Origin of the sequence: Klebsiella sp. P1CD1, from assembly GCF_003790505.1 — a bacterium.
GTDB lineage: Bacteria > Pseudomonadota > Gammaproteobacteria > Enterobacterales > Enterobacteriaceae > Klebsiella > Klebsiella variicola.
Map to the genome: position 1 here is coordinate 5,469,646 of NZ_CP033631.1, position 23,270 is coordinate 5,492,915.

At 58.1% G+C, this 23,270-nt stretch carries 23 protein-coding genes; 9 read left to right on the forward strand and 14 right to left on the reverse strand.

Translation table 11 applies throughout. From position 1 onward, the window contains the following. Positions 1 to 38: 38 nt before the first annotated feature. Together yigL and pldB are read right to left on the reverse strand one after the other, a co-directional pair. A complete protein-coding gene (gene yigL, locus DTA24_RS27005) occupies positions 39 to 839 on the reverse strand; it encodes a sugar/pyridoxal phosphate phosphatase YigL (RefSeq protein ID WP_008807941.1) in 801 nt (266 codons plus the stop codon). 44 nt (positions 840 to 883) lie between these two features. After that, entirely contained in the window at positions 884 to 1,876 is a 993-nt protein-coding gene (gene pldB / locus DTA24_RS27010) for a lysophospholipase L2 (RefSeq protein WP_008807942.1), read from the reverse strand. Between the two features lie 109 nt (positions 1,877 to 1,985). Here pldB and rhtB point away from each other — a divergent pair, with 109 nt between their 5' ends. Both rhtB and DTA24_RS27020 read left to right on the forward strand, forming a co-directional pair. After that, positions 1,986 to 2,606: a homoserine/homoserine lactone efflux protein gene (gene rhtB / locus DTA24_RS27015; protein WP_008807943.1), complete on the forward strand. Its 621-nt coding sequence runs from the start codon at positions 1,986 to 1,988 to the stop codon at positions 2,604 to 2,606. Positions 2,607 to 2,768: 162 nt separating this feature from the next. Then, a complete protein-coding gene (locus tag DTA24_RS27020) occupies positions 2,769 to 3,677 on the forward strand; it encodes an Rpn family recombination-promoting nuclease/putative transposase (RefSeq protein ID WP_012969188.1) in 909 nt (302 codons plus the stop codon). A 44-nt stretch (positions 3,678 to 3,721) separates the two neighbouring features. On the opposite strand, the gene rhtC is transcribed toward DTA24_RS27020, so the two are convergent. The 3 genes from rhtC to pldA all read right to left on the reverse strand — a co-directional run bounded on the left by rhtC (position 3,722) and on the right by pldA (position 7,158). Then, positions 3,722 to 4,342, reverse strand: coding sequence for a threonine export protein RhtC (gene rhtC, locus DTA24_RS27025; RefSeq protein ID WP_008807945.1), 621 nt, complete (start codon positions 4,340 to 4,342; stop codon positions 3,722 to 3,724). A gap of 61 nt (positions 4,343 to 4,403) precedes the next feature. Continuing rightward, the gene (recQ, locus tag DTA24_RS27030) at positions 4,404 to 6,230 is read right to left on the reverse strand and encodes an ATP-dependent DNA helicase RecQ (RefSeq protein WP_012543233.1); all 1,827 of its coding nucleotides are present in this window, start codon (positions 6,228 to 6,230) and stop codon (positions 4,404 to 4,406) included. A gap of 67 nt (positions 6,231 to 6,297) precedes the next feature. Then, positions 6,298 to 7,158 carry a phospholipase A gene (gene pldA, locus DTA24_RS27035; RefSeq protein WP_002883408.1) on the reverse strand — a complete coding sequence of 287 codons (861 nt, stop codon included), beginning with the start codon at positions 7,156 to 7,158 and terminating at the stop codon, positions 6,298 to 6,300. 152 nt (positions 7,159 to 7,310) lie between these two features. Here pldA and yigI point away from each other — a divergent pair, with 152 nt between their 5' ends. Both yigI and rarD read left to right on the forward strand, forming a co-directional pair. Beyond that, positions 7,311 to 7,775 (forward strand): acyl-CoA thioesterase YigI, encoded by a 465-nt coding sequence (gene yigI, locus DTA24_RS27040; RefSeq protein ID WP_008807947.1) that lies wholly within the window; start codon positions 7,311 to 7,313, stop codon positions 7,773 to 7,775. Positions 7,776 to 7,823: 48 nt separating this feature from the next. After that, the gene (gene rarD, locus DTA24_RS27045; protein WP_002883402.1) at positions 7,824 to 8,717 is read left to right on the forward strand and encodes an EamA family transporter RarD; all 894 of its coding nucleotides are present in this window, start codon (positions 7,824 to 7,826) and stop codon (positions 8,715 to 8,717) included. A 43-nt stretch (positions 8,718 to 8,760) separates the two neighbouring features. Here rarD and corA read toward each other — a convergent pair whose 3' ends face one another. From corA to lptM, 8 genes are all read right to left on the reverse strand, one after another. Next, a complete protein-coding gene (gene corA / locus DTA24_RS27050; RefSeq protein ID WP_012543234.1) occupies positions 8,761 to 9,711 on the reverse strand; it encodes a magnesium/cobalt transporter CorA in 951 nt (316 codons plus the stop codon). 150 nt (positions 9,712 to 9,861) lie between these two features. After that, a complete protein-coding gene (gene ysgD / locus DTA24_RS29140) occupies positions 9,862 to 9,918 on the reverse strand; it encodes a YsgD/CorL family protein (protein WP_349815745.1) in 57 nt (18 codons plus the stop codon). 148 nt (positions 9,919 to 10,066) lie between these two features. Then, positions 10,067 to 12,229 carry a DNA helicase II gene (gene uvrD / locus DTA24_RS27055; protein ID WP_012543235.1) on the reverse strand — a complete coding sequence of 721 codons (2,163 nt, stop codon included), beginning with the start codon at positions 12,227 to 12,229 and terminating at the stop codon, positions 10,067 to 10,069. A 63-nt stretch (positions 12,230 to 12,292) separates the two neighbouring features. Beyond that, positions 12,293 to 13,009: a 5-amino-6-(5-phospho-D-ribitylamino)uracil phosphatase YigB gene (gene yigB, locus DTA24_RS27060; protein WP_032734014.1), complete on the reverse strand. Its 717-nt coding sequence runs from the start codon at positions 13,007 to 13,009 to the stop codon at positions 12,293 to 12,295. Next, the gene (gene xerC / locus DTA24_RS27065) at positions 13,009 to 13,911 is read right to left on the reverse strand and encodes a tyrosine recombinase XerC (RefSeq protein WP_008807951.1); all 903 of its coding nucleotides are present in this window, start codon (positions 13,909 to 13,911) and stop codon (positions 13,009 to 13,011) included. Before xerC ends, yigB begins: the two co-directional genes overlap by 1 nt. Then, the gene (locus tag DTA24_RS27070) at positions 13,908 to 14,615 is read right to left on the reverse strand and encodes a DUF484 domain-containing protein (protein ID WP_008807952.1); all 708 of its coding nucleotides are present in this window, start codon (positions 14,613 to 14,615) and stop codon (positions 13,908 to 13,910) included. Before DTA24_RS27070 ends, xerC begins: the two co-directional genes overlap by 4 nt. Further along, entirely contained in the window at positions 14,612 to 15,436 is an 825-nt protein-coding gene (gene dapF, locus DTA24_RS27075; RefSeq protein WP_002883394.1) for a diaminopimelate epimerase, read from the reverse strand. Before dapF ends, DTA24_RS27070 begins: the two co-directional genes overlap by 4 nt. 35 nt (positions 15,437 to 15,471) lie before the next feature. Next, entirely contained in the window at positions 15,472 to 15,675 is a 204-nt protein-coding gene (gene lptM / locus DTA24_RS27080) for an LPS translocon maturation chaperone LptM (RefSeq protein WP_004886794.1), read from the reverse strand. 138 nt (positions 15,676 to 15,813) lie between these two features. Here lptM and cyaY point away from each other — a divergent pair, with 138 nt between their 5' ends. Further along, a complete protein-coding gene (gene cyaY / locus DTA24_RS27085; RefSeq protein ID WP_049139240.1) occupies positions 15,814 to 16,134 on the forward strand; it encodes an iron donor protein CyaY in 321 nt (106 codons plus the stop codon). A 133-nt stretch (positions 16,135 to 16,267) separates the two neighbouring features. On the opposite strand, the gene cyaA is transcribed toward cyaY, so the two are convergent. Continuing rightward, positions 16,268 to 18,820: a class I adenylate cyclase gene (gene cyaA / locus DTA24_RS27090; protein ID WP_002883383.1), complete on the reverse strand. Its 2,553-nt coding sequence runs from the start codon at positions 18,818 to 18,820 to the stop codon at positions 16,268 to 16,270. 357 nt (positions 18,821 to 19,177) lie between these two features. Between cyaA and hemC the strand changes: the two genes are divergently transcribed. From hemC to hemY, 4 genes are read left to right on the forward strand one after another with little or no spacing between them, the layout of a single operon-like run. Next, positions 19,178 to 20,119 (forward strand): hydroxymethylbilane synthase, encoded by a 942-nt coding sequence (gene hemC / locus DTA24_RS27095; protein WP_008807953.1) that lies wholly within the window; start codon positions 19,178 to 19,180, stop codon positions 20,117 to 20,119. Continuing rightward, positions 20,116 to 20,856, forward strand: a complete 741-nt coding sequence (gene hemD, locus DTA24_RS27100) for a uroporphyrinogen-III synthase (RefSeq protein ID WP_123837147.1) — start codon at positions 20,116 to 20,118, stop codon at positions 20,854 to 20,856. Before hemC ends, hemD begins: the two co-directional genes overlap by 4 nt. Before the next feature lie 21 nt (positions 20,857 to 20,877). Further along, positions 20,878 to 22,059, forward strand: coding sequence for a uroporphyrinogen-III C-methyltransferase (hemX, locus tag DTA24_RS27105; RefSeq protein WP_023296869.1), 1,182 nt, complete (start codon positions 20,878 to 20,880; stop codon positions 22,057 to 22,059). A gap of 3 nt (positions 22,060 to 22,062) precedes the next feature. Then, positions 22,063 to 23,259, forward strand: coding sequence for a protoheme IX biogenesis protein HemY (hemY, locus tag DTA24_RS27110; protein WP_008807956.1), 1,197 nt, complete (start codon positions 22,063 to 22,065; stop codon positions 23,257 to 23,259). Positions 23,260 to 23,270: the final 11 nt, after the last annotated feature.

Below are 23,270 nucleotides of genomic sequence, written 5' to 3' on the forward strand. Positions count from 1 at the left end.
TGACGACTGGACAGTTATTCGCCAGTCGTCAATCTTTTTCAGTCGAGGTATAGCTTACGCAGGTAGTGCGGGACCGCATCGTCGGCGTTGCTGCCGATCACTTCCAGTTCCGGATGCAGATCCTTCAGCCGTTGATGGGCGTTGGCCATGATGCAGCCTTTGCCGGCCATCGACAGCATCTCAGCGTCGTTCATACCGTCGCCGAAGGCGATGCAATCGGCAAGAGTGTAACCGAGCATTTTCGCCACCGCCTCCAGCGCATGCCCCTTCGATACCCCACCCGCCATGACTTCCAGGCAGGTTAAGGTGGAGAAGCTGACGTTCACGCGATCGCCCCAGCGGGCGTTCATCGCCTGCTCCAGCGGCAGCAGATGCTCGTGATCCTCGCAGGTAAAGAATACTTTGCTGATCCCCTGCGGATCCAGTTCGCCCGGCTCATACAGCTTGTAGTTAAACACCGCCTCCTTGAAGAAGCGCATCTCTTCCGGACGATGGCGGTTCATATACCACTCGTCTTCCCGATAGACGTTAGTGACGATTTTCGGGTCGTTACGCACGATCTCAAACAGGTCGGCGGCAATATCGCGGTCGAGGTTATGGGCAAAGATTTGCTGACCATCGCTATCGTGAACCCGGGCGCCGTTAGAGGTGATCATGTACGACCGGATGCCGAGATTATCGCGGATCTGCCCGACGTCGATGTAGTGACGGCCGGTGGCGAAGACGAAATTGATCCCACGGGCGGTGAGCAATTTCAGCGTCTCTTTGGCATACGGGGTCAGGAAATGATCGGGGGAAAGCAGCGTGCCGTCTAAATCAGACGCAACAACCTGGTACATAAAAAAGTTAACCTCTAAGCAGGGCGACGAGCGTTATCGTCGGATTAAGTATGTCGATTGAAAAACTCGACGATGGCATTGAGCGCGACTGAGCGCATAGCGTCCTTTTCAAAAAGGATCTCATGATATGCCCCTTCAATGACGAGCGGTTTACCGCCCTCACAGGGATGGCCGGCAGCGGCCCGTAATTCACAATAGCGGTCGTGCATCAGATTATCGACCACCCGCTCCTCCTCTGCCTGTAAAAGCAGCGTCGGGGCGGTGTCTTTTTCCACATTCGCCAGCACTTCGTCGCCGGCCAGCATGCCCTCACGCACCCAGTGCCAGGTCGGGCCGCCAACCTGCAGTCGCGGTTCATCGGCATAGAAGCGCAGGTTGCGACGATAGCGTTGTCGACTGTGCGTCAGCACGTTAACGGCAAAAGGCAGCGCCCGCCAGCGCCCGGTGCCGATGGCATACTCTTCGCGAATGCGCTGATGGCCCTCAGCCCAGTCGAGAATATGGCGCACCATCCAGTCCGGCAATCGAATGATAATCCCGAACATCGGTGCGCAGAGCGCAATCGCATCGCAATGCGCCTGGTAACGTTGCAGAAAAAGCGTGGCAATCGCCCCGCCCATAGAGTGAGCGAGGATAAACCGTTTTCGCCAGTGTCCGGGGACCACCTGCTGCTGCCAGAGCGCCGCCAGGTCATCGACATAGTCGCTGAAGTTGACGACGTGTCCGCGGTGGGTATCAGAGAGCAGGCGGCCCGAGCGTCCCTGGCCACGATGATCGATGATCATCACGTCAAAGCCGCTGTGAAAGAGATCGTAGGCGACTTCGGCATACTTCACGTAGCTTTCAATGCGCCCGGGGCAAATCAGCACCAGACGATCGTTATTTTGCGCGCAGAAGCGAACAAAGCGTACCGGTACATCATCGACGCCTTTAAATTCAGCCTCTTCGCGCTGTCGCCAGAAATCCGTCAGCGGCCCCATACTAAAGGCCGCAAACGCGTTTTCTCGTGTTTCCCAGTCCTTTTTCTGCCCAAACATCGGGTTTACACCCCTGTTAACCGCTGAAAATCGTTTTTTTGCCCTGTATCACACAATGCTGACACAATAGCGTATTGTGGCATAAAAACAGACAATCAGGGAGTTTCTCATGACCATTGAGTGGTGGTTCGCCTACCTGCTGACATCAATCATTCTCAGCCTGTCACCAGGTTCCGGAGCGATTAATACCATGACCACCTCCATTAACCACGGTTACCGCGGCGCGGCGGCGTCGATTGCCGGTTTGCAGACCGGGCTGGTTATTCATATCGTGCTGGTTGGTGTTGGTCTCGGCACCCTTTTCTCCCGCTCGGTGCTGGCCTTTGAAGTGCTGAAATGGGCCGGCGCGGCTTATCTTATCTGGCTGGGGATCCAGCAATGGAGGGCGGCGGGGGCGATCGACCTGAATACGCTGGCGAAGGCGCAGACGCGCGGCAAACTGTTCCAGCGCGCGGTGTTCGTGAATCTCACCAACCCCAAAAGCATTGTGTTTCTGGCCGCCTTGTTTCCGCAGTTTATCCTGCCGCACCAGCCGCAGGTGATGCAGTATCTTGTTCTGGGCGTCACCACCATTGTCGTCGATATCATTGTGATGATTGGCTATGCGACCCTGGCGCAGCGCATTTCAGCATGGATCAAAGGGCCAAAGCAGATGAAGGCGCTGAACAAAGTCTTTGGTTCGCTGTTTATGCTGGTCGGGGCGCTGCTCGCCTCCGCCCGTCACGCCTGAATCATGGAATCTCGCTCGCAAAGAGAGGTTTGCCGGGCGAAAAACGCGCACTCTCTGCACGAGCCGACACGCAAAGCGGGTAATTAATTTTTTTACCCGCTGTCGGCGTTGAACCCACCGTGTCAGGATGCCGCCAGATACGTGATTCACGGATGAACGGCGATGGCGGAAACGGCGACTCCTCATGATGCGGTATTTAAAACCTTTCTCTCGCGGGTAGAGACGGCGCGCGATTTTATCGAGCTCCACCTGCCTTCGTCGTTAATACAGATCTGCAAACTGGATACCCTGCGTCTGGAATCCGGCAGCTTTCTCGAAGACGATCTCAGGCCTTACTACAGCGATATCCTTTATTCGCTGGAAACCACCCGCGGTGCGGGCTATGTCCATGTTCTGATCGAGCACCAGAGCGCACCTGATAAGCTGATGGCCTTTCGCTTAATGCGCTATGCTGTCGCCGCCATGCAGCGGCACCTGGAGAGCGGCCATAAAACGCTGCCTCTGGTTATCCCTATTCTCTTTTATCAGGGACGACGCAGCCCCTATCCCTGGTCGATGCGCTGGCTGGATAATTTTGCCGATCCTGAGACCGCCCGCCAGCTCTATAGCGGGGCGTTTCCGCTGGTCGATATCACGGTGATCCCCGACGACGACATCATGCAGCACCGCAGCATGGCAGCCCTGACGCTGGTGCAAAAGCACATCCGCCAGCGCGATATGGCGCAATTGCTGGATAAGTTGACCCATCTCTTACTGCTGGAGCAGATGAGCGGACAACAAATCACCGTATTGGTAAACTATATGGCTCAGGCAGGAGATGCCGAGGATACTCGGACACTCTTGTACGGACTGGCACAGCGCGTGCCGCAGCATGGAGGATTACTGATGACGCTGGCGGAAACATGGCTTGCAGAAGGTATGGAGAAAGGCGTACAGCAGGGCATAAAAGAAGGTAAACACCAGGCCTTGCTGCAGGTTGCCGAAGCAATGCGCAAACGTGGTATTGATGACGCAGCTATTATGGAAATGACCGGTCTGGCTGAGGATGAGCTGCAGCGGCTTCGCCACTGACACTTTCCCACCCGGAAACAGCCGGGTGGGAAACAGCATACCGGTTAACGCGAGATAATCAGGTGGATGCCGAAGCCCGCAAACAGCGTACCGGCGATACCATCGATCCACTTCGCCATCCGCTGATAGCCGCGGCGCATCCCCGGCAGGGCGAACAGGCTGGCAACCACCATAAACCAGGCCAGCGTCTCGACGATAATCAGCAGGAAAATACCCCAGCGCGCACCAGCGCCGACGCTGTCACCCACGAACAGCGAGAACACCGAGCCGAAGTAGATGATCGCTTTCGGATTCGCCAGATTGGTCAGCAGTCCCTTCACGAAGCTGCGTCCGCTGCGGGCCAGCTCCACCTGCGGCTCCGCCGAGGCCACCGCCTCTTTTTTCAGCGCGCCGCGCAGCATCTGGTAGCCCATCCAGCACAGATACAGGCCGCCACCGACCATGATGATGTTATGCAGCCACGCCATCTGCGCGAGGATCAGGTTCAGGCCGAGCAGGGCAACCCCCGCCCAGATCATGACGCCGCAGGTGATCCCCAGCACACCCATCATCGCCTCTCTGCGCGAGCGGCTGATGGCCGTTTGTGAGACAAAGAAAAAGTCCGGCCCCGGGCTCATCAGCGCAATGATATGCACCAGCGCCACGGTGAGGAAAAGCATCAGCATAGTTAACTCGCAGGAAAATAGTGAAGAGGGAAACTATTCTGGCACCTTTTCCCGCGGCTGACTACTCATCATCACCATCGACATGAGCGCGTATCAATGCCATGAATTCTTTACCGAAGCGCTCAAGTTTACGCGTCCCCACGCCGTTGACGCTGAGCATCTCGCCGGCGGTGAGTGGCGACTGTTCCGCCATCTCGATCAGCGTCGCGTCGTTGAAGACCACGTATGGCGGGATATTCTCTTCGTCGGCGATCGCTTTACGCAATTTGCGCAGCTTGGCAAACAGCTTGCGGTCGTAATTGCCGCCAAAGGATTTCTGCATCGCCTTCGGCTTCAGCGCCACGATACGCGGTACGGCAAGCTGCAGCGGCACCTCGCCGCGCAGCACCGGTCGTGCGGCTTCGGTCAGCTGCAGTGCGGAGTGCTGGGCGATATTCTGCGTCACCAGCCCAAGGTGAATCAGTTGGCGGATTACGCTCACCCAGTGCTCGTGACTCTGCTCCCGGCCGATACCGTAAACCGGCAGCTTATCGTGGCCCATGTCACGGATGCGCTGGTTGTTGGCCCCGCGCAGGACCTCCACCACGTAACCCATCCCGAAACGTTGATTCACCCGGTAAATCGTTGACAGCGCCTTGCGCGCATCCATTAAGCCATCGTACTGCTTTGGTGGGTCAAGACAGATATCGCAGTTGCCGCACGGCTCCTGGCGCCCTTCGCCAAAGTAGTTCAGCAGCACCAGACGACGACAGGTTTGCGCTTCGGCAAACGCCCCCATCGCATTCAGCTTATGCCGCTCGATATCCTGTAGCGGTCCGGCGGGTTTTTCCTCCAGACAGCGGCGCAGCCACGCCATATCCGCCGGATCGTAAAACAGCATCGCTTCCGCCGGCAGGCCATCACGCCCGGCGCGGCCGGTTTCCTGGTAGTAGGATTCAATATTGCGCGGGATATCGAAGTGCACCACAAAGCGGACGTTCGGCTTGTTGATACCCATCCCGAAGGCCACCGTCGCCACCACGATCTGCAGATCGTCGCGCTGGAATTTCTCCTGCACGTCGGCGCGAACGGCGTTTTCCAGACCAGCATGGTAAGCCGCCGCGCTGATGCCGCGGCTCTGCAGACGCGCGGCGGTATCTTCCACTTTCGAACGGCTGTTGCAGTAGATAATGCCCGATTTGCCGCGCTGATCCTGAACGTAGCGCATCAGCTGATCGAGCGGCTTGAATTTCTCCATCAGCATATAGCGGATGTTTGGACGGTCGAAGCTGCTGACCTGAATCAGCGGATCGTTAAGCCCGAGCAGACGGACGATATCGCGGCGGGTGGTGTCATCGGCGGTGGCGGTCAACGCCATAAACGGGATCTGCGGCATCCGCTGGCGCAGCTGGCCCAGCGCGGCATATTCCGGACGGAAGTCATGGCCCCACTGGGAGATACAGTGCGCTTCGTCTACCGCCAGCATCGCCAGGTTCCAGTTCGCCAGATGCTCAAGAAAGTTATCCAGCATCAACCGTTCCGGCGCGATATACAGCAGACGAACCTGCCCGCTGCGACAGCCGGCCATCACTTCCTGCTGCTGCTCGCGGCTTTGCGTCGAGTTCAGACAAGCCGCCGCCACGCCGTTGGCCAGCAGTTGATCGACCTGGTCTTTCATCAGCGAGATCAGGGGTGAGACCACGACTGTCAGACCGCCCATGACCAGCGCCGGCACCTGATAGCACAGCGACTTGCCGCCACCGGTCGGCATGACCACCAGGCAGTCCCGGCCCTCAAGCACCGTCTCGATAATCGTTTCCTGGCCAGGACGGAACTGCTGGTAGCCGAAGGTCTCTTGTAAAACCTGCTTCGCCAGCGATTCCTGATTTAATACTTCCGCCTGTGCCACGTTGACCCCATTTGCCTGAAAAGAAAACAGGCGCTATTTTCAGCGCCTGCGAGCCAGAGTGCAACGATTAAAACAGATCGTTGAGCATTAGCCCGACGCCGACGCGCGTTTGATTGAAGTTGTAGTCGATAAGCGATTCGCCGTAACCGCTGTAGATCTGCGTATAGGCGCGAACATGTTTGGTAATGGGATAGCTCACGCCGAGCTCCGCCCCGCCATAGCCGGTGTTCCAGTTATATTGCCCCTGCGCGCTGAGGATCGCCTCTCCCAGCTGGTAGCCCACCTTCAGCCGGTAATAGCCCATATATTTGGTGATATCCGGGTTATCATCGGTGTTGCCCACCACATACCAGGGCTTCACTTCCACCAGCCAGTTGCCGTTTTGCGCCATCAGGCGGGCGTAAAGCCGGTTCCAGCTGCGCGAGGTGGGGTCGGAACGACCATTCGAGTCGTGGTTATACCCCATCTCGATGTCGCGCAGCGTCCAGCCGGCAAACTGGTAGTCGGTCGCAAAGCCCAAAAACAGCTGGGGTTCGTAATTGGTTTCGCGAAACGGCGCCGACTCTTTGCTGTTGGAGAGCTGCCACCAGGATTTCTGGGTGTACGATGCGCCGAGTAGCGAATTATCACCCAGGATGCCGCGCCACAGCGGAAACGCCAGACTCAGCTGAAATTTCACTTCATCTTTACGGGCATTTTCGGCCCAGTCATAGCTGCGGATCGCCTCTTTATTGAGGTCGCTGGTCCATGTGTAGAGCAAATAGTTGCTCTCATAAGGGTAGAGCAGGAAAGGATTATCATGGTCCTGGAGCAGGTTGGCGATAATGCTGCCGCGCACTGCCGGTTTGTCGTGAACCGACGCATCCTGCGCCATAACACCGGCCGGTAGCGCGCACAGCGCCACCAGGCAGGCCAAAGAGATACGCATGCTGGTCTCCTGATAAATAGTTTTTATTTTTGTTTAACCTGAAGCCATTCTACCTGTTTATTAATCACCTGCCCCCTAATCCGCTCCGAAAGTGGAAATCAATATTTTAGAAGCATAAAATCAACATTTTGTTAACGAATGGAACCGGTGTTATGTCTGAACTTACTGCCGAAGCAGCGCTGAAACTGGTGGGGGAGATTTTCGTCTATCACATGCCGTTTAACCGCGCCCTCGGTCTCGAACTGGAGCGCTATGAAAAGGCGTTTGCCCAGCTCAGCTTTAATAATCAGCCGATGATGGTCGGCAACTGGGCGCAGAGTATTTTGCATGGCGGAGTGATCGCCTCCGCGCTGGACGTCGCCGCTGGCCTGGTCTGCGTCGGCAGCACCCTCACCCGCCATGACACCATCAACGAAGAAGAGCTGCGCCAACGCCTCTCCCGCATGGGAACCATCGACCTGCGCGTAGACTACCTGCGTCCGGGCCGCGGCGAACGGTTTACCGCCACCAGCAGCCTGCTGCGCGCCGGCAATAAAGTGGCGGTAGCCCGCGTGGAACTGCATAACGAAGCTCAGGTCTATATTGCCAGCGCAACGGCCACCTATATGGTGGGTTGATTGGCCAAAATCGAGTAACATCACTCTCTTTGGCAATGGATTTTACCGATGGATGCGAAACAGACGCGGTTGGGGATCATTCTGGCCCTCGCCGCCTACTTTATCTGGGGTATCGCGCCAGCGTACTTCAAACTTATCTACTATGTTCCCGCCGATGAAATTCTGACCCATCGCGTGATCTGGTCCTTCTTCTTCATGGTGGCGCTCATCAGCGTCAGCCGCCAGTGGCCGCAGGTGAAAAAGCTGCTGAAGACGCCGCGCAAGATCTTCCTGCTGGCGCTCTCGGCAGTGCTGGTCGGCGGTAACTGGCTGTTGTTCATCTGGGCGGTGAATAACCACCATATGCTGGAAGCCAGCCTCGGCTACTTTATCAACCCGCTGGTAAATATTCTGTTGGGGATGATTTTCCTCGGCGAACGCTTCCGTCGCCTGCAGTGGCTGGCGGTGATCCTCGCCTTTTGCGGCGTGTTGGTCCAGCTGTGGACCTTTGGTTCGCTGCCGATAATCGGCCTTGGGCTGGCCTTCAGTTTTGCCTTTTACGGCCTGGTGCGGAAGAAAATCGCTGTCGACGCGCAGACCGGCATGCTGGTGGAAACGCTGTGGCTACTGCCGGTGGCGGCAATCTGGCTGTTTGGCATCACTGATAGCCCGACCAGCCATATGGGGGAGAACCCCTGGTCGCTCAATCTGCTGCTGATGGCTGCAGGCGTGGTCACGACCATTCCCCTGCTGTGCTTCACCGGCGCGGCAACGCGCCTGCGGCTCTCCACGCTGGGCTTTTTCCAGTACATCGGCCCAACGCTGATGTTCCTGCTGGCGGTGACGTTCTACGGCGAAGTGCCGGGCAAGGATAAAATGGTGACCTTCGGCTTTATCTGGGTCGCGCTGGCGGTATTTATCGTCGATGCGCTGTATACCCAGCGCCGGCTGCGCAGAGGCTAAGCCGGCCTCTGACAATAAAAAAGGGAGCCGACGCTCCCTTTTTTTACAGCCAGTTTTTACGCTTGAAGTAGAGATATGGCGCCAGGCCGGCCAGCATCATAAAGACGATCGCCCCCGGGTAGCCGAAGCTCCAGTGCAGCTCCGGCATAAATTCAAAGTTCATCCCGTAGCTGGACGCCACCAGGGTTGGCGGCAGGAACACCACCGACACCACGGAGAAGATCTTGATGATGCGGTTCTGCTCGATGTTGATGAAGCCCATCGCCGCCTGCATCAGGAAGTTCACCTTCTGGAACAGCGATTCGTTGTGCGGCAGCAGGGATTCGATATCGCGCAGGATCTCCCGCGCCTGTTCCAGCTGGCCCGCCGGCAGGCGCGCCTTACGCACCAGGAAGTTCAGCGCGCGCTGGGTATCCATCAAACAGAGGCGGACCTTCCAGCCGATATCTTCCAGTTCCGCCAGCGTCGACAGCGCTTCATCGTACTCGTCGCCCTGATGGCCTTCCATAATCACGCGGCTCAGCTTTTCCAGGTCGCTGTAGATATTTTCAATTTCATCCGCCAGCTGCTCGATTTTGGTTTCGAACAGGTCGAGCAGCAGTTCGTAGGCGTTACCGTCGACCAGCGTCTGGTTACGCACGCGCATACGGTACAGGCGGAAAGCGGGCAGTTCGCGCTCGCGCAGTGTGAACAGGCGGCCTTCGCGGATGGTAAACGCCACGGTAGAGTTGCCGGCGTGATCTTCCGCATCTTCAAAAAAGAAGAACGAGTGGATGTGTAACCCGTCTTCATCTTCAAAGAAACGCGCGGAGGCTTCGATATCTTCCAGTTCCGGGCGCGTCGCCAGGTTCTGACCCAGTTCCGTCTGCACGCGGCTTCGCTCATCGTCGTCAGGCTCGACCAGATCGACCCACACCGAGCTGGCGAGGTGCTTGATCTCATCGGCTTCCAGGCGCGTTAAACGATTGTTTTCCAGTTGAAATGCGCTCAGCATGACCGGGACTCCCAATGCAAAAAAATTATCGGACAGTTCGGTGGGCACACAGAAACAAATTGGGTTTCAGACCATTAAGCCTGACTCAGCGCGACGGGAATAGGGCAGGTCGCTGACAACCGCTAAGGCTATCAGCATAAGAGGATAGCCTTAGGAGTTGTTCCTGAATGACAGGAAGTTGAGCCAGCATCTACTGGGTGTGTCCAAGGCGAATGTCCTCTTAGCGTAATCGTGCGCGCATGTTACGCCAGCGCAAAATCGGCGTCAACACGCAACGGAACGCGAAAGCGCAAATCAGGCGCCTTAACGTATAAAGGTAGCAGAATATTACAAAATAATGATATTTTTCTTAAAGTTACACCGTCTCAAGCCGCGCGTAAGCCGCCACCAGCCATTTGATTCCCTGGCCCTGAAAAGCCACCTGCAGCCGGCTGTGCTCGCCGCTGCCTTCGAGGTTGACGATAGTGCCTTCGCCAAACTTCGGATGGCGCACCCGCTGACCTAACTTGTAGCCGGTATCGCTCTCGGCAATCGGCGCCCCCAGTCGCTGGTGGTTTACCGGACGGCTCACCGTGGCCCGCAGACGCACTTCTTCTACGCACTCCTGCGGCAGTTCTCCAATAAAGCGCGACGGGCGATGGTAAACCTCTTTGCCGTACAGACGGCGGGTTTCGGCGTAGGTCAGCGTCAGCTTCTGCATGGCGCGCGTTACGCCAACGTAGGCCAGACGACGTTCCTCTTCCAGGCGGCCGCCTTCATCAAGCGCCATCTGGCTCGGGAACATCCCCTCCTCGACGCCGACGATGAACACCTGCGGGAACTCCAGCCCTTTCGCCGAGTGAAGGGTCATCAGCTGAACCGCGTCCTGCCAGGTGTCCGCCTGCCCCTCGCCCGCTTCCAGCGCGGCGTGAGAGAGGAACGCCTGCAGCGGCATCAGGTCTTCATCTTCTTCGTTGTAGCTGAACTGGCGCGTCGCCGTCACCAGTTCCTCTAAGTTTTCAATACGGGTCTGGCCCTTCTCGCCTTTCTCCTGCTCGTACATCGCGCGCAGCCCGGAGTCTTTAATCACCCGATCGGTCTGAACATGTAGCGGCATATCGGCGGTTTCCTGCGCCAGCGCGTCAATCAACTCCATAAAGCGCTGCAGAGCGCTGGCGGCACGGCCAGCCAGCACTTTCTCTTTCAGCAGCTCGCGGCAGGCCTGCCACAGCGTCAGCTGACGATCGCGCGAGGTCTGGCGCACCACGTCCAGCGTGCGATCGCCGATGCCGCGGGTCGGCGTATTGACCACCCGCTCAAAGGCGGCATCGTCGTTACGGTTGGCAATCAGGCGCAGGTAAGAGAGCGCATCTTTGATTTCCTGACGTTCGAAGAAGCGCATACCGCCGTAGATACGGTACGGCATGCTGGCCTGCAGGAGCGCCTCTTCCAGCACGCGCGACTGGGCGTTACTGCGATAGAGAATGGCGCATTGCTCCAGCGCGCCGCCGTTCTCCTGCCAGGTTTTAATGCGGTTCACCACGAAGCGCGCTTCGTCGAGATCGTTGAAGGCGCAGTACAGCGAAATCGGCTCGCCGTCGGCACCGTCGGTCCACAGCTTTTTGCCCAGGCGCCCGTTGTTGTTTTCAATCAGGGCGTTGGCAGCGCTAAGAATATTGCTGGTTGAACGATAGTTCTGCTCCAGGCGAATAGTTTCCGCGCCGGGGAAGTCGTTGAGGAAGCGCTGAATGTTCTCGACCTGCGCGCCGCGCCAGCCATAAATCGACTGGTCATCATCGCCGACGATCATCACTTTGCCGGTATCGCCCGCCAGCAGGCGGATCCAGGCGTACTGGATGTTGTTGGTGTCCTGGAATTCATCGACAAGGATATTGGTGAAACGCTCACGATAGTGCTGCAGGATATGCGGCTTGTTCAGCCACAGCTCGTGCGCGCGCAGCAGCAGCTCGGCGAAATCCACCAGCCCGGCGCGGTCGCAGGCCTCCTGGTAGGCCTGATAGACCTTCTGCCAGGTCTGCTCGACCGGGTTGCCGTAGCTCTGAATGTGATGCGGGCGCAGCCCTTCATCTTTCTGGCTGTTGATGTACCACATTGCCTGACGCGGCGGCCATTGCTTCTCATCGAGATTCATCGCCTTAATCAGACGCTTCAGCAGACGGAGCTGGTCTTCGCTGTCGAGGATTTGGAAATCCTGCGGCAGGTTGGCGTCCAGATGATGCGCACGCAGCAGACGGTGCGCGAGGCCGTGGAAGGTGCCTACCCACATGCCGCCCTGGGTAGTGCCCATCAGCTGGCCGATACGGTGGCGCATCTCCGCCGCCGCTTTGTTGGTAAAGGTCACCGCCATAATCGAGTACGGCGAGCAGTTCTCCACGCTCAGCAGCCAGGCGATACGGTGCACCAGAACGCGCGTCTTACCACTGCCCGCCCCTGCCAGAACCAGCATATTGGTACGCGAGGCCGCTACGGCTTCACGCTGTTTGTCATTAAGGCTGTCGAGCAGGTAAGAAACGTCCATTGGCACCGCCGGAAGAGAAGGGGTTCCATGAACCCCTGTTAATATATACAGAGTGACTGGTGATTATATCAGCGAGGTCAGAGATGCCAACCGTGAAATTTCAATATGCGGCAGCAGGCGGCTGTCCGCGGTGTGCATCAGGTCCGCGCCTTGCGGTTTGATCCAGCAGGCCTGCATCCCACAGCGTAGCGAACCGGCGACGTCGGTCGTCAGATCATCGCCGACGTGCAGAATGTGCCCGAGCGGTAAATTCAGACGCGCCGCCGCCAGGTGATACATATCGGCAAACGGCTTGGAACGACCATCCGGACCCGCGCGCAGCACGAAGCGGAAATAGTCGTTCAGGCCGAACAGCTCGGGGCGGGCGTTGCCATTGGTAATGGCCACCAGCGGCCACTTCTCCGCCAGCTTCGCCAGCGTATCGTGGGTCTCCTGCGGAACATCGACCCGGCTGCGCCAGTGAGCGAAGTTTTCCATCGCCGCATCGGCGCCGGCTTTTGCCGCTTCGGCGGAGAGCCCAGCGTTACGCATGCCGAGCTCCAGCGCACGATGGCGCCAGACGGTCACGTCGTGGTAGATCTCCGGCTCAGATGCCAGCAGCGTCTGACGCAGTTGGTTAAGCTCATGGGCATCGAACTGGCTGAGCGACGGATGGTAATTGCGCACAAAGGCCAGCGATTCGTGCATCGTCCGGTCAATCACCGGGCGGTTATCATATAGGGTGTCGTCCAGGTCAAACGTCAGTGCGGAAATCTGGCCCAGAGGTCGGTAAAAACGCATTATTTCCCCCGTTTAGCGCGCGGATGCGCGGCATCGTACACCGAGGCAAGGTGTTGAAAGTCAAGATGGGTATAGATTTGAGTGGTGGAGAGGTTAGCATGGCCCAACAGCTCCTGCACGCCGCGCAGATCGCCGCTGGACTCCAGCATATGGGTAGCAAAGGAGTGGCGCAGCTTGTGCGGGTGCACATGGCTGTTCAGCCCCTGCTTAATCCCCCACTCGGCAAATCGCTTCTGCACGTTGCGCGCCGAAATGCGTTTACCCAGCTTCGACAAAAACAGCGCGTCGTCGTCAGTACCGAACAGGCCGCGCAAATCCAGCCAGTGCTCAATCCACGCCACCGCGTTACGACCGATCGGCAAACGGCGTTCTTTGCTGCCTTTACCCATCACCCAAACCTCACCGCTTTCGAGGTCGAGGTGCTTAATATCAAGGTTGACCAGCTCAGACAGACGCAGACCTGCACCGTACATCACTTCCAGCATCGCCCGATCGCGCACCGCCAGCGGATCGTTGAGGTCGATATCCAGCAGCCGATTTACATCATCGACATCGATATTTTTCGGCAAGTGGCGGGGAATTTTCGGCGCCGCAATCCCCTTCGCCGGGTTAGCGGCCAGTTCGCCCTGACTGACCATCCAGTCAAAGAAGCTGCGTAGCGCGGAAAGCCGCAGCGCCAGGCTCGCCGGGCCTAAACCCGCACGGCGGCTACGTACCGCAAAGCTACGCACCTGAGCGGCATCGCACTGCTGCCAGCTTTTCAGCCCAGCCTCATCCGCCAGGACGATCAACGCGTCCAACTGACGCTGGTAGTTAGTCAGCGTAATCGGGCTAAGCTGACGCTCAACGCCGAGATAGCGCAGGAAGCGGTCGACGCAGGCGAAAAGCGGAGAGTCGGTCATGCGCGTTCAATCCAGCGCTCCAGCAGGCCAGGGAGCATCTGCGCAATTTCCTGCAGCAACTGCGTCCCCTGCCCTGACTGATAATGCTGCGCATCGCGGCTGCTAAAGAGCATCACGCCCGGAGCGTTATCGCCGCCCAGCATCGACATCGCCACGGATCCAATGGCCTTCGCTTCCGGTAGCACCACCAGCAGCTCCGGACCGTTCAGCGGCCCAAGATAGTGGCGCGCCTGGCCCAGACGTTGAATACGGATCGGCTCAAACGCCTGCCGGCTTAACGCCAAATGGGTAAACTTCGAGGGCGCGCCGAGGCGCCAGCAGTCAGGGAACAGGCGCACCGTGGCGCCAGCTAACCCCAGCTCGCGAGCCCAGCGATGAAGGCGGTTGAGCATATCATCGAGGCTCTCCGCGGCCGCCAGCCGCGTTTGCAGCTGCAGCAGGCGCTGGAACAGGCTTTCATTAGCGACCGCCTGCTCCATCAGCAGCGACATATTCTCTTCCAGCACATGAATATGGTTACGCGCCCGCATCATGTGCCACTCCACCAGCGAAATCGAACCGCGGACCGGATGCGGGACACGGATATGTTCAACCTGGGCGGCATTACGAATAAAAAATTCAGGATGTTGCAACAGATAGTCCACCACCGCACGATCGTTCAACGCACTGGTAACCTCCTGCTGTTCTTCCCCGATTGGTTTCATAAATGAATAAATCCATCATAGACATGGGCCGCCGGGCCGGTCATAAACAGCGGCTGGCCCGGGCCTTTCCAGGCGATATCAAGACGACCGCCGGGCAATTCCACGCGTACCGTTTCAGCGAGCAGCCCCTGCTGGATCCCCACCGCCACCGCGGCGCAGGCGCCGCTGCCGCAGGCCTGGGTTTCCCCCGCGCCGCGTTCGTAGACGCGCAGACGGATGTGGGACCGGCCGACCACCTGCATAAAGCCGATATTGGCGCGCTCCGGAAAACGCTCGTGGCTTTCCATCACCGGGCCGAGGGTTTCTACGGCCGCCGTATCCACGTCATCCACCTGGATGACGCAGTGCGGATTCCCCATGGACACCACGCCGCACAATACTGTCTGCTCGGCGGCACGCATGATATAGGTCTTTTCCGCTTTGTTGGCGCGGAACGGCACCTGGGACGGCTCAAAGTTAGGCTCGCCCATATTCACCCGCACCAGATCGTCTTCCGTTACGCTTAATACCATACGCCCGTTGGCCGTACTCACGCGAATATCACGTTTATTGGTCAGGCCTTTCAGCCGGACAAAGCGGGCAAAACAGCGCGCGCCGTTGCCGCACTGCGACACTTCGCTGCCGTCGGCGTTAAAGATCCGGTAATGAAAATCCAGATCGGGATCGTAGGGCGGCTCGACGACCAACAGCTGATCGAACCCGACGCCAAGATGGCGATCTGCCAGGCGGCGAATCAACTCCGGCGAGAAAAAAACATTCTGCGTTACCGCGTCAACGACCATAAAATCGTTGCCAAGGCCATGCATTTTAGAGAACTGCATCATCTACTCCAGTTGCGCGGAACAGAACGTTATCGTTAGTAATTGACCTGGCTCGGACCACCGGTATCGCCACGATCGTTACGATCCGGCGTTGAGCTCTGAATGCCCGGGTTAACCGGTTTGGTCGGCGGCGGCGCGGTTTTGTCCGCCGGCGGGAAATAAAGAGGCCCTTTCAGACCGCAGCCGGTCAGGCTGAAGATCGCAAACAAAACGGCAAGCGTAGGAAAAACGTTTTTCATTGATAGTTGCCCGTGATTCATTCTTTCTGCTTTCTATCATCGCAGGAGAAGACGTAAAAGCAAGCCTTTAGCATCCGACTGCGCGCGCTTTTGTTTCGCGCTATACTGCCGCCATCTTCAAAAAAGCAGGATAGAACCATGAACGACAGTGAATTCCATCGCCTGGCGGATAGCCTGTGGATGACCATCGAAGAACGCCTGGACGACTGGGACGGCGATAGCGACATCGACTGTGAAATCAACGGCGGCGTGCTGACCATCAGCTTTGAAAACGGCAGCAAAATCATTATTAACCGTCAGGAGCCGCTGCACCAGGTGTGGCTGGCCACCAAACAGGGCGGCTACCATTTTGATCTCAAAGGCGACGAGTGGACCTGCGATCGCAGCGGCGAGACCTTCTGGGATTTGCTGGAGCAGGCGGCGAGCCAGCAGGCCGGTGAGACGGTGAAATTCCGTTAATGACGTGTTTCCCGGATGGCGGCGCATCGCGCCTTATCCGGGCTACCCGACGACTTAGAACCGTAGCCCTGCTAAGCGCAGCGCCAGCAGGGAAGATCTCCGGATAGCGGCTCACGCCTTATCCGGGCCAAATCTACGAGTAGCGCTGCTGCAGCACCGGCGAAGCGGTAACGTCCTGGCTGGTGGGTATCGCGGCGGCAATCGCCTGGGTGCGGAAGGGGATCACCTGGGTGCGCCCGTCTACCTCGACAATCTGATAGAACTGCGGCAGGTTGAAGTTGATAAAGCTGGAGCCGTAGGTGAAACGATCGTGCGATGACGAATAGAAGCGGCTGACGTCGCGCACCAGCTCCTCTTTACTGCCCTCGCAGTGATGATAGACCTCGGCGCGGTTGCTCTCATCAAGAATATAGATGTTAAAGCCGCTGTCGTTGTTATCCGCATCTTCAAAGAAGAACTGAATAATCCCTTCGCTGGCGAAGCCATCCACCACCGCCGGCAGCTTAACGTGATTGGTTTCCACCTGCACCGACAACCCGTGAAGCTTGTTGTGCGAGATAGCGCCGTAGAACTCAATGGCGTTTTCCAGCTTCTGCACCGAAACGTTAAGACGCTCGAAGAACAGCCCCCACGTCTGGCCGGAGACGCGCAGCGCTTTGAAGCGCCCGGTATCCTGGCGGGTACTGGAGAGACGCAGTTCGATGCATTCGGAGATCATCTGCTGCACGCGGGTACGGATCAGGCCGCGCAGGTGCTGGCTATAGCAGAACACCTCCACGCTGTCCGGCGGCGCGGCGTCCTGATGCATTTTGCCGAGGATCGTCTTCAGCGCTTCGATCATCGCCTGCTCGCCGTTAAAGTGCAGCGTACGCACTTCGTTCCACGAGTTGCGATACAGCAGGTCGACGCTGCCGATCAGGCATTTTTGCTCTTCGCCGAAGCTGAAAACATCCAGTTTACGGAAGTCGAAGTGCACCACCTGATTGCGGAAGGCCGCGGTCGGGTCATATTCGAGGTTGACGATAATCGCCAGATGGCGGATTTCGCACGGGCTGTACAGCGCTTTTGGCGTCGGCGCCGGCAGGCGCAGCGGGAAGTGGTGCGACACGTCGGCCACCATCTCCTGCAGCTTCGCCAGATCGACGATGCCGTTGCCCTTAATAAACAGGCGGGTGCGTGAGGTCAGCAGGCCGTTAAACCAGGCCCAGGCCACCAGCTTATTAAGATAACGGTTATATTCCAGCGGCTGATGGCTGATGATCGATTCCATATCCGGCGCGCGGTTATACAGATACCAACCGGTACGGTTGGCACGGCCCGGCGGCACGTGGATAAAGGTCAGGTTCGGTTCCGACAGATCCGGCGAAATTTGCGGGTTCACCAGCGTGACTTTCCCCGGCAGCGCTTCAAAGGCCGCATACAGCTTACGGGTCAGCACGCCAATATCCTGAGGGCTGGCGGAGACGCTAAGGTTATTGCGCCGCGCGAAGCGGATCAGATTACGATAGCTCTGCATCATGGCGTCGAGCAGTTCGTTGTGCGCCTTGCGCACTTCATCAATTTTCCAGTTGGCGCGGTTGTCGAGCATCATCAGACGCTTTTCGTCCCAGCCCCAGGCATTCACCAACTGGCTGACGACTTCGCGACGCCAGCCGACGCAGGCGCGTTCGCGGCTGAGTTTTTCACAGACTTTCAGGTAGAAGCAGCGGCGCACCAGGTCGAGGCGGGTTTCATCTTCGATGGCCTGCAGATAGGTAGTCACGCGCTCCAGCATCATGCAGTACGGGTCGAGGCCGAAGGAGACAATCTCGCCGTCGTGCAGACGCTGTTTGATATCTTTCGCTAACAGGCGGTTATTGGGGTATTCCCAGGAGTAGGCTTCCAGCAGCAGCGTTTTCAGCACCGCTTTATAGGGGGAGTCGATACTTTTATACAGCTGCCACAGGCTGGCGCCGAAGTACTCTTCCGCCGACAGCGAACTGAGGCCGCCGAGATCGAGCCATTCGTTAGGCGTCAGCACGCCCTGAGCATACAGCCCCATGACGTAATCATCGTAATGCTCTTCTTCATCGCACGGCACCATATTCCACAGAATACGCTTGCCGGCGAGACGCACCGCGGTGCGATAGAACTCATCGAGCAACAGGATATGCTGAGTCGAACCGCAGTCTTCGCCGCCGAGACTGCCGCTTTCATTATGACGGAAGCGGTTTTCGTCGATCAGGAAGAAGCTGACTTCCACGCCGAGCGAGGCCGCCCAGCTCTCAAGCAGGCTGCATTTTCGCTGCAGCAGCTGGCGCTCTTCGCTATCCAGCCAGGCCTGGTGACATACCCAGATATCCAGATCGGAAGAACAGCTTTGACCAACGGAGGAAGTACTGCCCATCGAGTAGACGCCGGTGATCGGCAGCTCGCCTTTCGGCGGCTCCTGGGTCTGCATGCCGCGATGCAGCTCCAGTTCTTCAAGATAGTGGCGTTGGGTTTCATCAGGCGTGTAGAGGCAAATGCCACGGGGAACGTTACCGTCAAGGTAACCCGGCATCAGCGGGTGATGATAATGTAGTAACGTTGGCAGTAGACTGTAAACCTGCTGGAAAGCGGGTCCCATGGCAGCAAGCGCGCGATCCACGCGCAATTGGTTGATGGCATCCAGTCTCTGTTTCAGTGTCTCAATATAGAGGTACAAGACATATCGCCTGATGTTCAAAAACCCGAAGTACAATAGTACGGAGGATTTCAGTATTTCAACAAAAACCGTCACCATTCGTCGTCGGTGTGGTTGTGATGAGCAGCGGACGGACAAATGGTTTAAAACGTGATCAATTTAACACCTTGCTCATTGACCGTAAAGAAAGATGCGCTACATACAAGTGTAGCACCGTTTATTACCTGTAAATTCCTCACTACGCCTCCGGCAACCGCCACGCGCATGAAAGGTTAAAAAAGAGAAGGCCGGAGCCATCTCCCACATAAACCGTGAAAACTAACATCCGTAAGACAACAATGTTAGGATGGATAGTGGTCGACAATGACGGTAACAAGCATGTTAGACAAAGTTTTGAAAATTGCCACACGGCAAAGCCCGCTTGCGCTATGGCAGGCGCAGTATGTTAAAGCGCGCCTGGAACAAGCGCATCCAGGACTGAACGTCGAGCTGGTGCCGATGGTTACGCGCGGTGATGTCATCCTTGATACGCCCCTGGCAAAGGTGGGCGGCAAGGGCTTATTTGTGAAAGAGTTAGAGCTCGCCATGCTCGAAGGGCGGGCCGATATCGCCGTCCATTCGATGAAAGATGTCCCGGTGGAATTCCCGGAGGGCCTGGGGTTGGTCACCATCTGCGAGCGCGACGATCCGCGCGACGCGTTTGTTTCCAATCACTATGCCTCAATTGACGAACTGCCGGCCGGCAGCGTCGTTGGCACGTCAAGTTTACGCCGTCAGTGCCAGCTGGCCGCCACCCGTCCAGACCTGGTGATCCGCTCTCTGCGCGGTAACGTCGGTACCCGGCTGAGTAAACTGGATAACGGTGAGTATGACGCCATTATCCTTGCCGCCGCCGGGTTGAAGCGCCTGAAACTGGAAGCGCGTATTCGCCAGCCGCTGTCGCCGGAGCAATCCCTGCCGGCCGTCGGCCAGGGCGCGGTGGGTATCGAATGCCGTCTTGACGATGCATGGACCCAGGCGCTGTTAGCGCCTCTCAACCATGCGGAAACCGCGGTACGCGTGCGCGCCGAACGGGCGATGAACACCCGCCTCGAAGGCGGTTGTCAGGTGCCAATTGGCAGCTATGCGGAACTCGTCAACGGCGAACTGTGGCTGCGGGCGCTGGTTGGCGCCCCGGATGGTTCGCAGATGGTACGCGGCGAACGGCGCGGGCCAGCAGAGCAGGCCGAAGCGCTCGGCATCTCGCTGGCGGAAGAGCTCCTGGATAACGGCGCCCGCGACATTCTCGCGGCAGTTTATGATGGAGAAGCCCCACGATGAGCATCCTGGTCACTCGTCCACTCCCGCAAGGGGAAGCGCTGGTCAGCCGTCTGCGGGCCATGGGACGCGTGGCCTGGAGCTTTCCGCTGATAGAATTTACGCCTGGCCGGGAGCTTCCCGTGCTGGGCGACCATCTTGCCCATCTGGGGTCCGACGACCTGCTGTTTGCGCTATCCCAGCATGCGGTGGAATTCGCCCATGCCCGTCTGCAGCAGCAGGGCCTGCCCTGGCCTACTTTTCCGCACTATTTTGCCATTGGTCGAACGACGGCGCTGGCCCTGCATACGGTCAGCGGGCAGCACATCCGTTACCCGTTAGATCGGGAAATTAGCGAAGTCTTGCTACAATTACCTGAATTACAAAACATTGCCGGGAAAAATGCGCTGATCCTACGCGGCAATGGTGGGCGGGAACTCTTAGGCGCCACGCTGGCTGAACGCGGCGCCAGGGTCACATTTTGTGAATGTTATCAACGTAGTGCAAAACATTACGATGGCGCAGAAGAAGCGATGCGCTGGCAGTCTCGCGGGGTCACCACGCTGGTGGTCACCAGCGGTGAGATGCTGCAGCAGCTGTGGTCGCTCATACCGCAATGGTATCGCGAACAGTGGCTCCTGCACTGCCGCCTTGTCGTTGTCAGCGAACGTCTGGCCCTTCAGGCCCGGGAACTGGGCTGGCAGGAGATTCAGGTTGCCGATAACGCTGACAACGATGCGCTGCTACGCGCATTACAATAACTCTCAACATTGGAAGCCATAATGACGGAACAACAAAATCAATCCGCCGTGGTTGAAGAGACCAGGGAGGCCGTGGAAACCACACCACAGCCAGAGAACAACGATAAGAAGAAGGCGGGTAACAAAACCAGCCTGGCGCTCAGCGCGATCGCTATCGCCATTGCGATAGCCGCTGGCATCGGCCTGTATGGCCTGAACAAACAGCAGGCCACGCGGCAAAACGCAACCACCGCTGAATTATCAGGCCAGCTTGCGGCACTGCAAAAAGCGCAGGAGAGCCAAAAGAGCGAACTGGAAGGCATTATCAAACAGCAGGCCGACCAGTTGAGTCAGGCCAAACACGAGCAGGAAACCCTGACCAAACAGCTTGATGAGTTGCAGCAGAAAGTCGCCGTGATTTCGGGCAGCGATGCCAAAACCTGGCTGCTGGCCCAGGCCGATTTCCTCGTCAAGCTGGCGGGACGTAAGCTGTGGAGCGATCAGGATGTCACCACCGCCGCCGCGCTGCTAAAAAGCGCCGACGCCAGCCTCGCCGACATGAATGACCCCAGCCTGATCGGCGCCCGCCGGGCGATCACCGACGACATCGCCACCCTCTCCGCGGTAAGCCAGGTGGACTACGACGGTATGATCCTCAAGGTGAATCAGTTGGCGAACCAAATCGACAACCTGCGGCTGGCCGATAATAACGATGACGATTCGCCGATGGACTCTGATAGCGACGAGCTTTCCAGCTCTATCAGCGAATGGCGCGTCAATCTGCAGAAAAGCTGGCAGAACTTTATGAACAGCTTTATCACCGTGCGCCGCCGCGATGAAACCGCGGTCCCGCTGCTGGCGCCGAATCAGGATATCTATCTGCGGGAAAATATTCGCTCTCGCCTGCTGGTCGCCGCGCAGGCAGTGCCGCGCCATCAGGAAGAGACCTGGAAACAGTCGCTGGATAACGTCTCGACCTGGGTACGCGCCTATTACGATACTGATGACGCCACCACCAAAGCCTTCCTCGACGAGGTGGATAAGCTCAGTCAGCAAAGCATTACCATGACGGTGCCGGAAACGCTGCAGAGCCAGGCGTTGCTGGAAAAACTGATGCAGACCCGGGTGCGCAACCTGATGGCGCAGCCTGCCGTTACCGCGGGCGGCGCGCCCTCACCAGCCCCTGCTGCACCGGCCGCCCCTGCTGCGCCGCAAGGAGAGTAACGCATGCTGAAAATTCTTCTACTCTTCGCGCTGTTGATCGCCGGGATCGTGCTTGGCCCGATGATCGCCGGGCATCAGGGCTACGTCCTGATCCAGACCGATAATTACAATATCGAGACCAGCGTCACCGGGCTGGTGATCATTCTGATCCTCGCCATGGTGGTGCTGTTCGCCATCGAATGGCTGCTGCGCCGCATTTTCCGCACCGGGGCGCATACGCGCGGCTGGTTTGTCGGCCGTAAACGCCGTCGCGCGCGTAAGCAAACCGAGCAGGCGCTTCTCAAGCTGGCGGAAGGTGATTACCAGCAGGTTGAGAAGCTGATGGCGAAAAATGCCGATCACGCCGAACAGCCGGTGGTGAACTATCTGCTGGCGGCGGAAGCGGCCCAGCAGCGCGGCGATGAAGCGCGGGCCAACCAGCATCTGGAGCGCGCCACCGAGCTGGCGGGCGATGACCTGATCCCGGTGGAAATCACCCGCGTTCGCCTGCAGCTGGCACGTAATGAAAATCACGCCGCGCGCCATGGCATCGATAAGCTGCTGGAAATTACTCCGCGTCATCCTGAAGTGCTGCGCCTCGCCGAACAGGCATACACCCGCACCGGCGCCTGGCAGTCGCTGCTGGACATCATTCCGTCGATGGCGAAAGCTAACGTCGGCGATGAAGAGCACCGCGCTGCGCTGGAACAGCTGGCCTGGGTTGGCCTGATGGATAAAGCGCTGGCCGACGGCGGCAGCGAAGGGTTGCGCGAATGGTGGCGCAACCAGAGCCGTAAAACGCGGGCGCTGGTGCCGCTGCAGGTGGCGATGGCCGAGCGCCTCATCGAGAGCGACGATCACGATACCGCGCAGCAAATTATCATTGATGGTCTGAAGAAACAGTATGATGACCGTCTGGTGATGCCGATCCCGCGTCTGAAGACCAATAACCCGGAACAGCTGGAGAAAGTGCTGCGCCAGCAGATCAAAGCCGTTGGCGACCGTCCGCTGCTGTGGAGTACCCTGGGCCAGTCGCTGATGCGGCACGGCGAATGGCAGGAGGCCAGCATCGCCTTCCGCGCCGCGCTTAAGCAGCGTCCGGATGCCTTTGATTACGCCTGGCTGGCGGATGCCCTGGATCGCCTGCATCAGCCGGAAGAAGCCGCCGCTATGCGCCGCGATGGGCTGCTGCTGACGCTGCAGAATAATCCTCAGCCGTAACCTGCCATGGC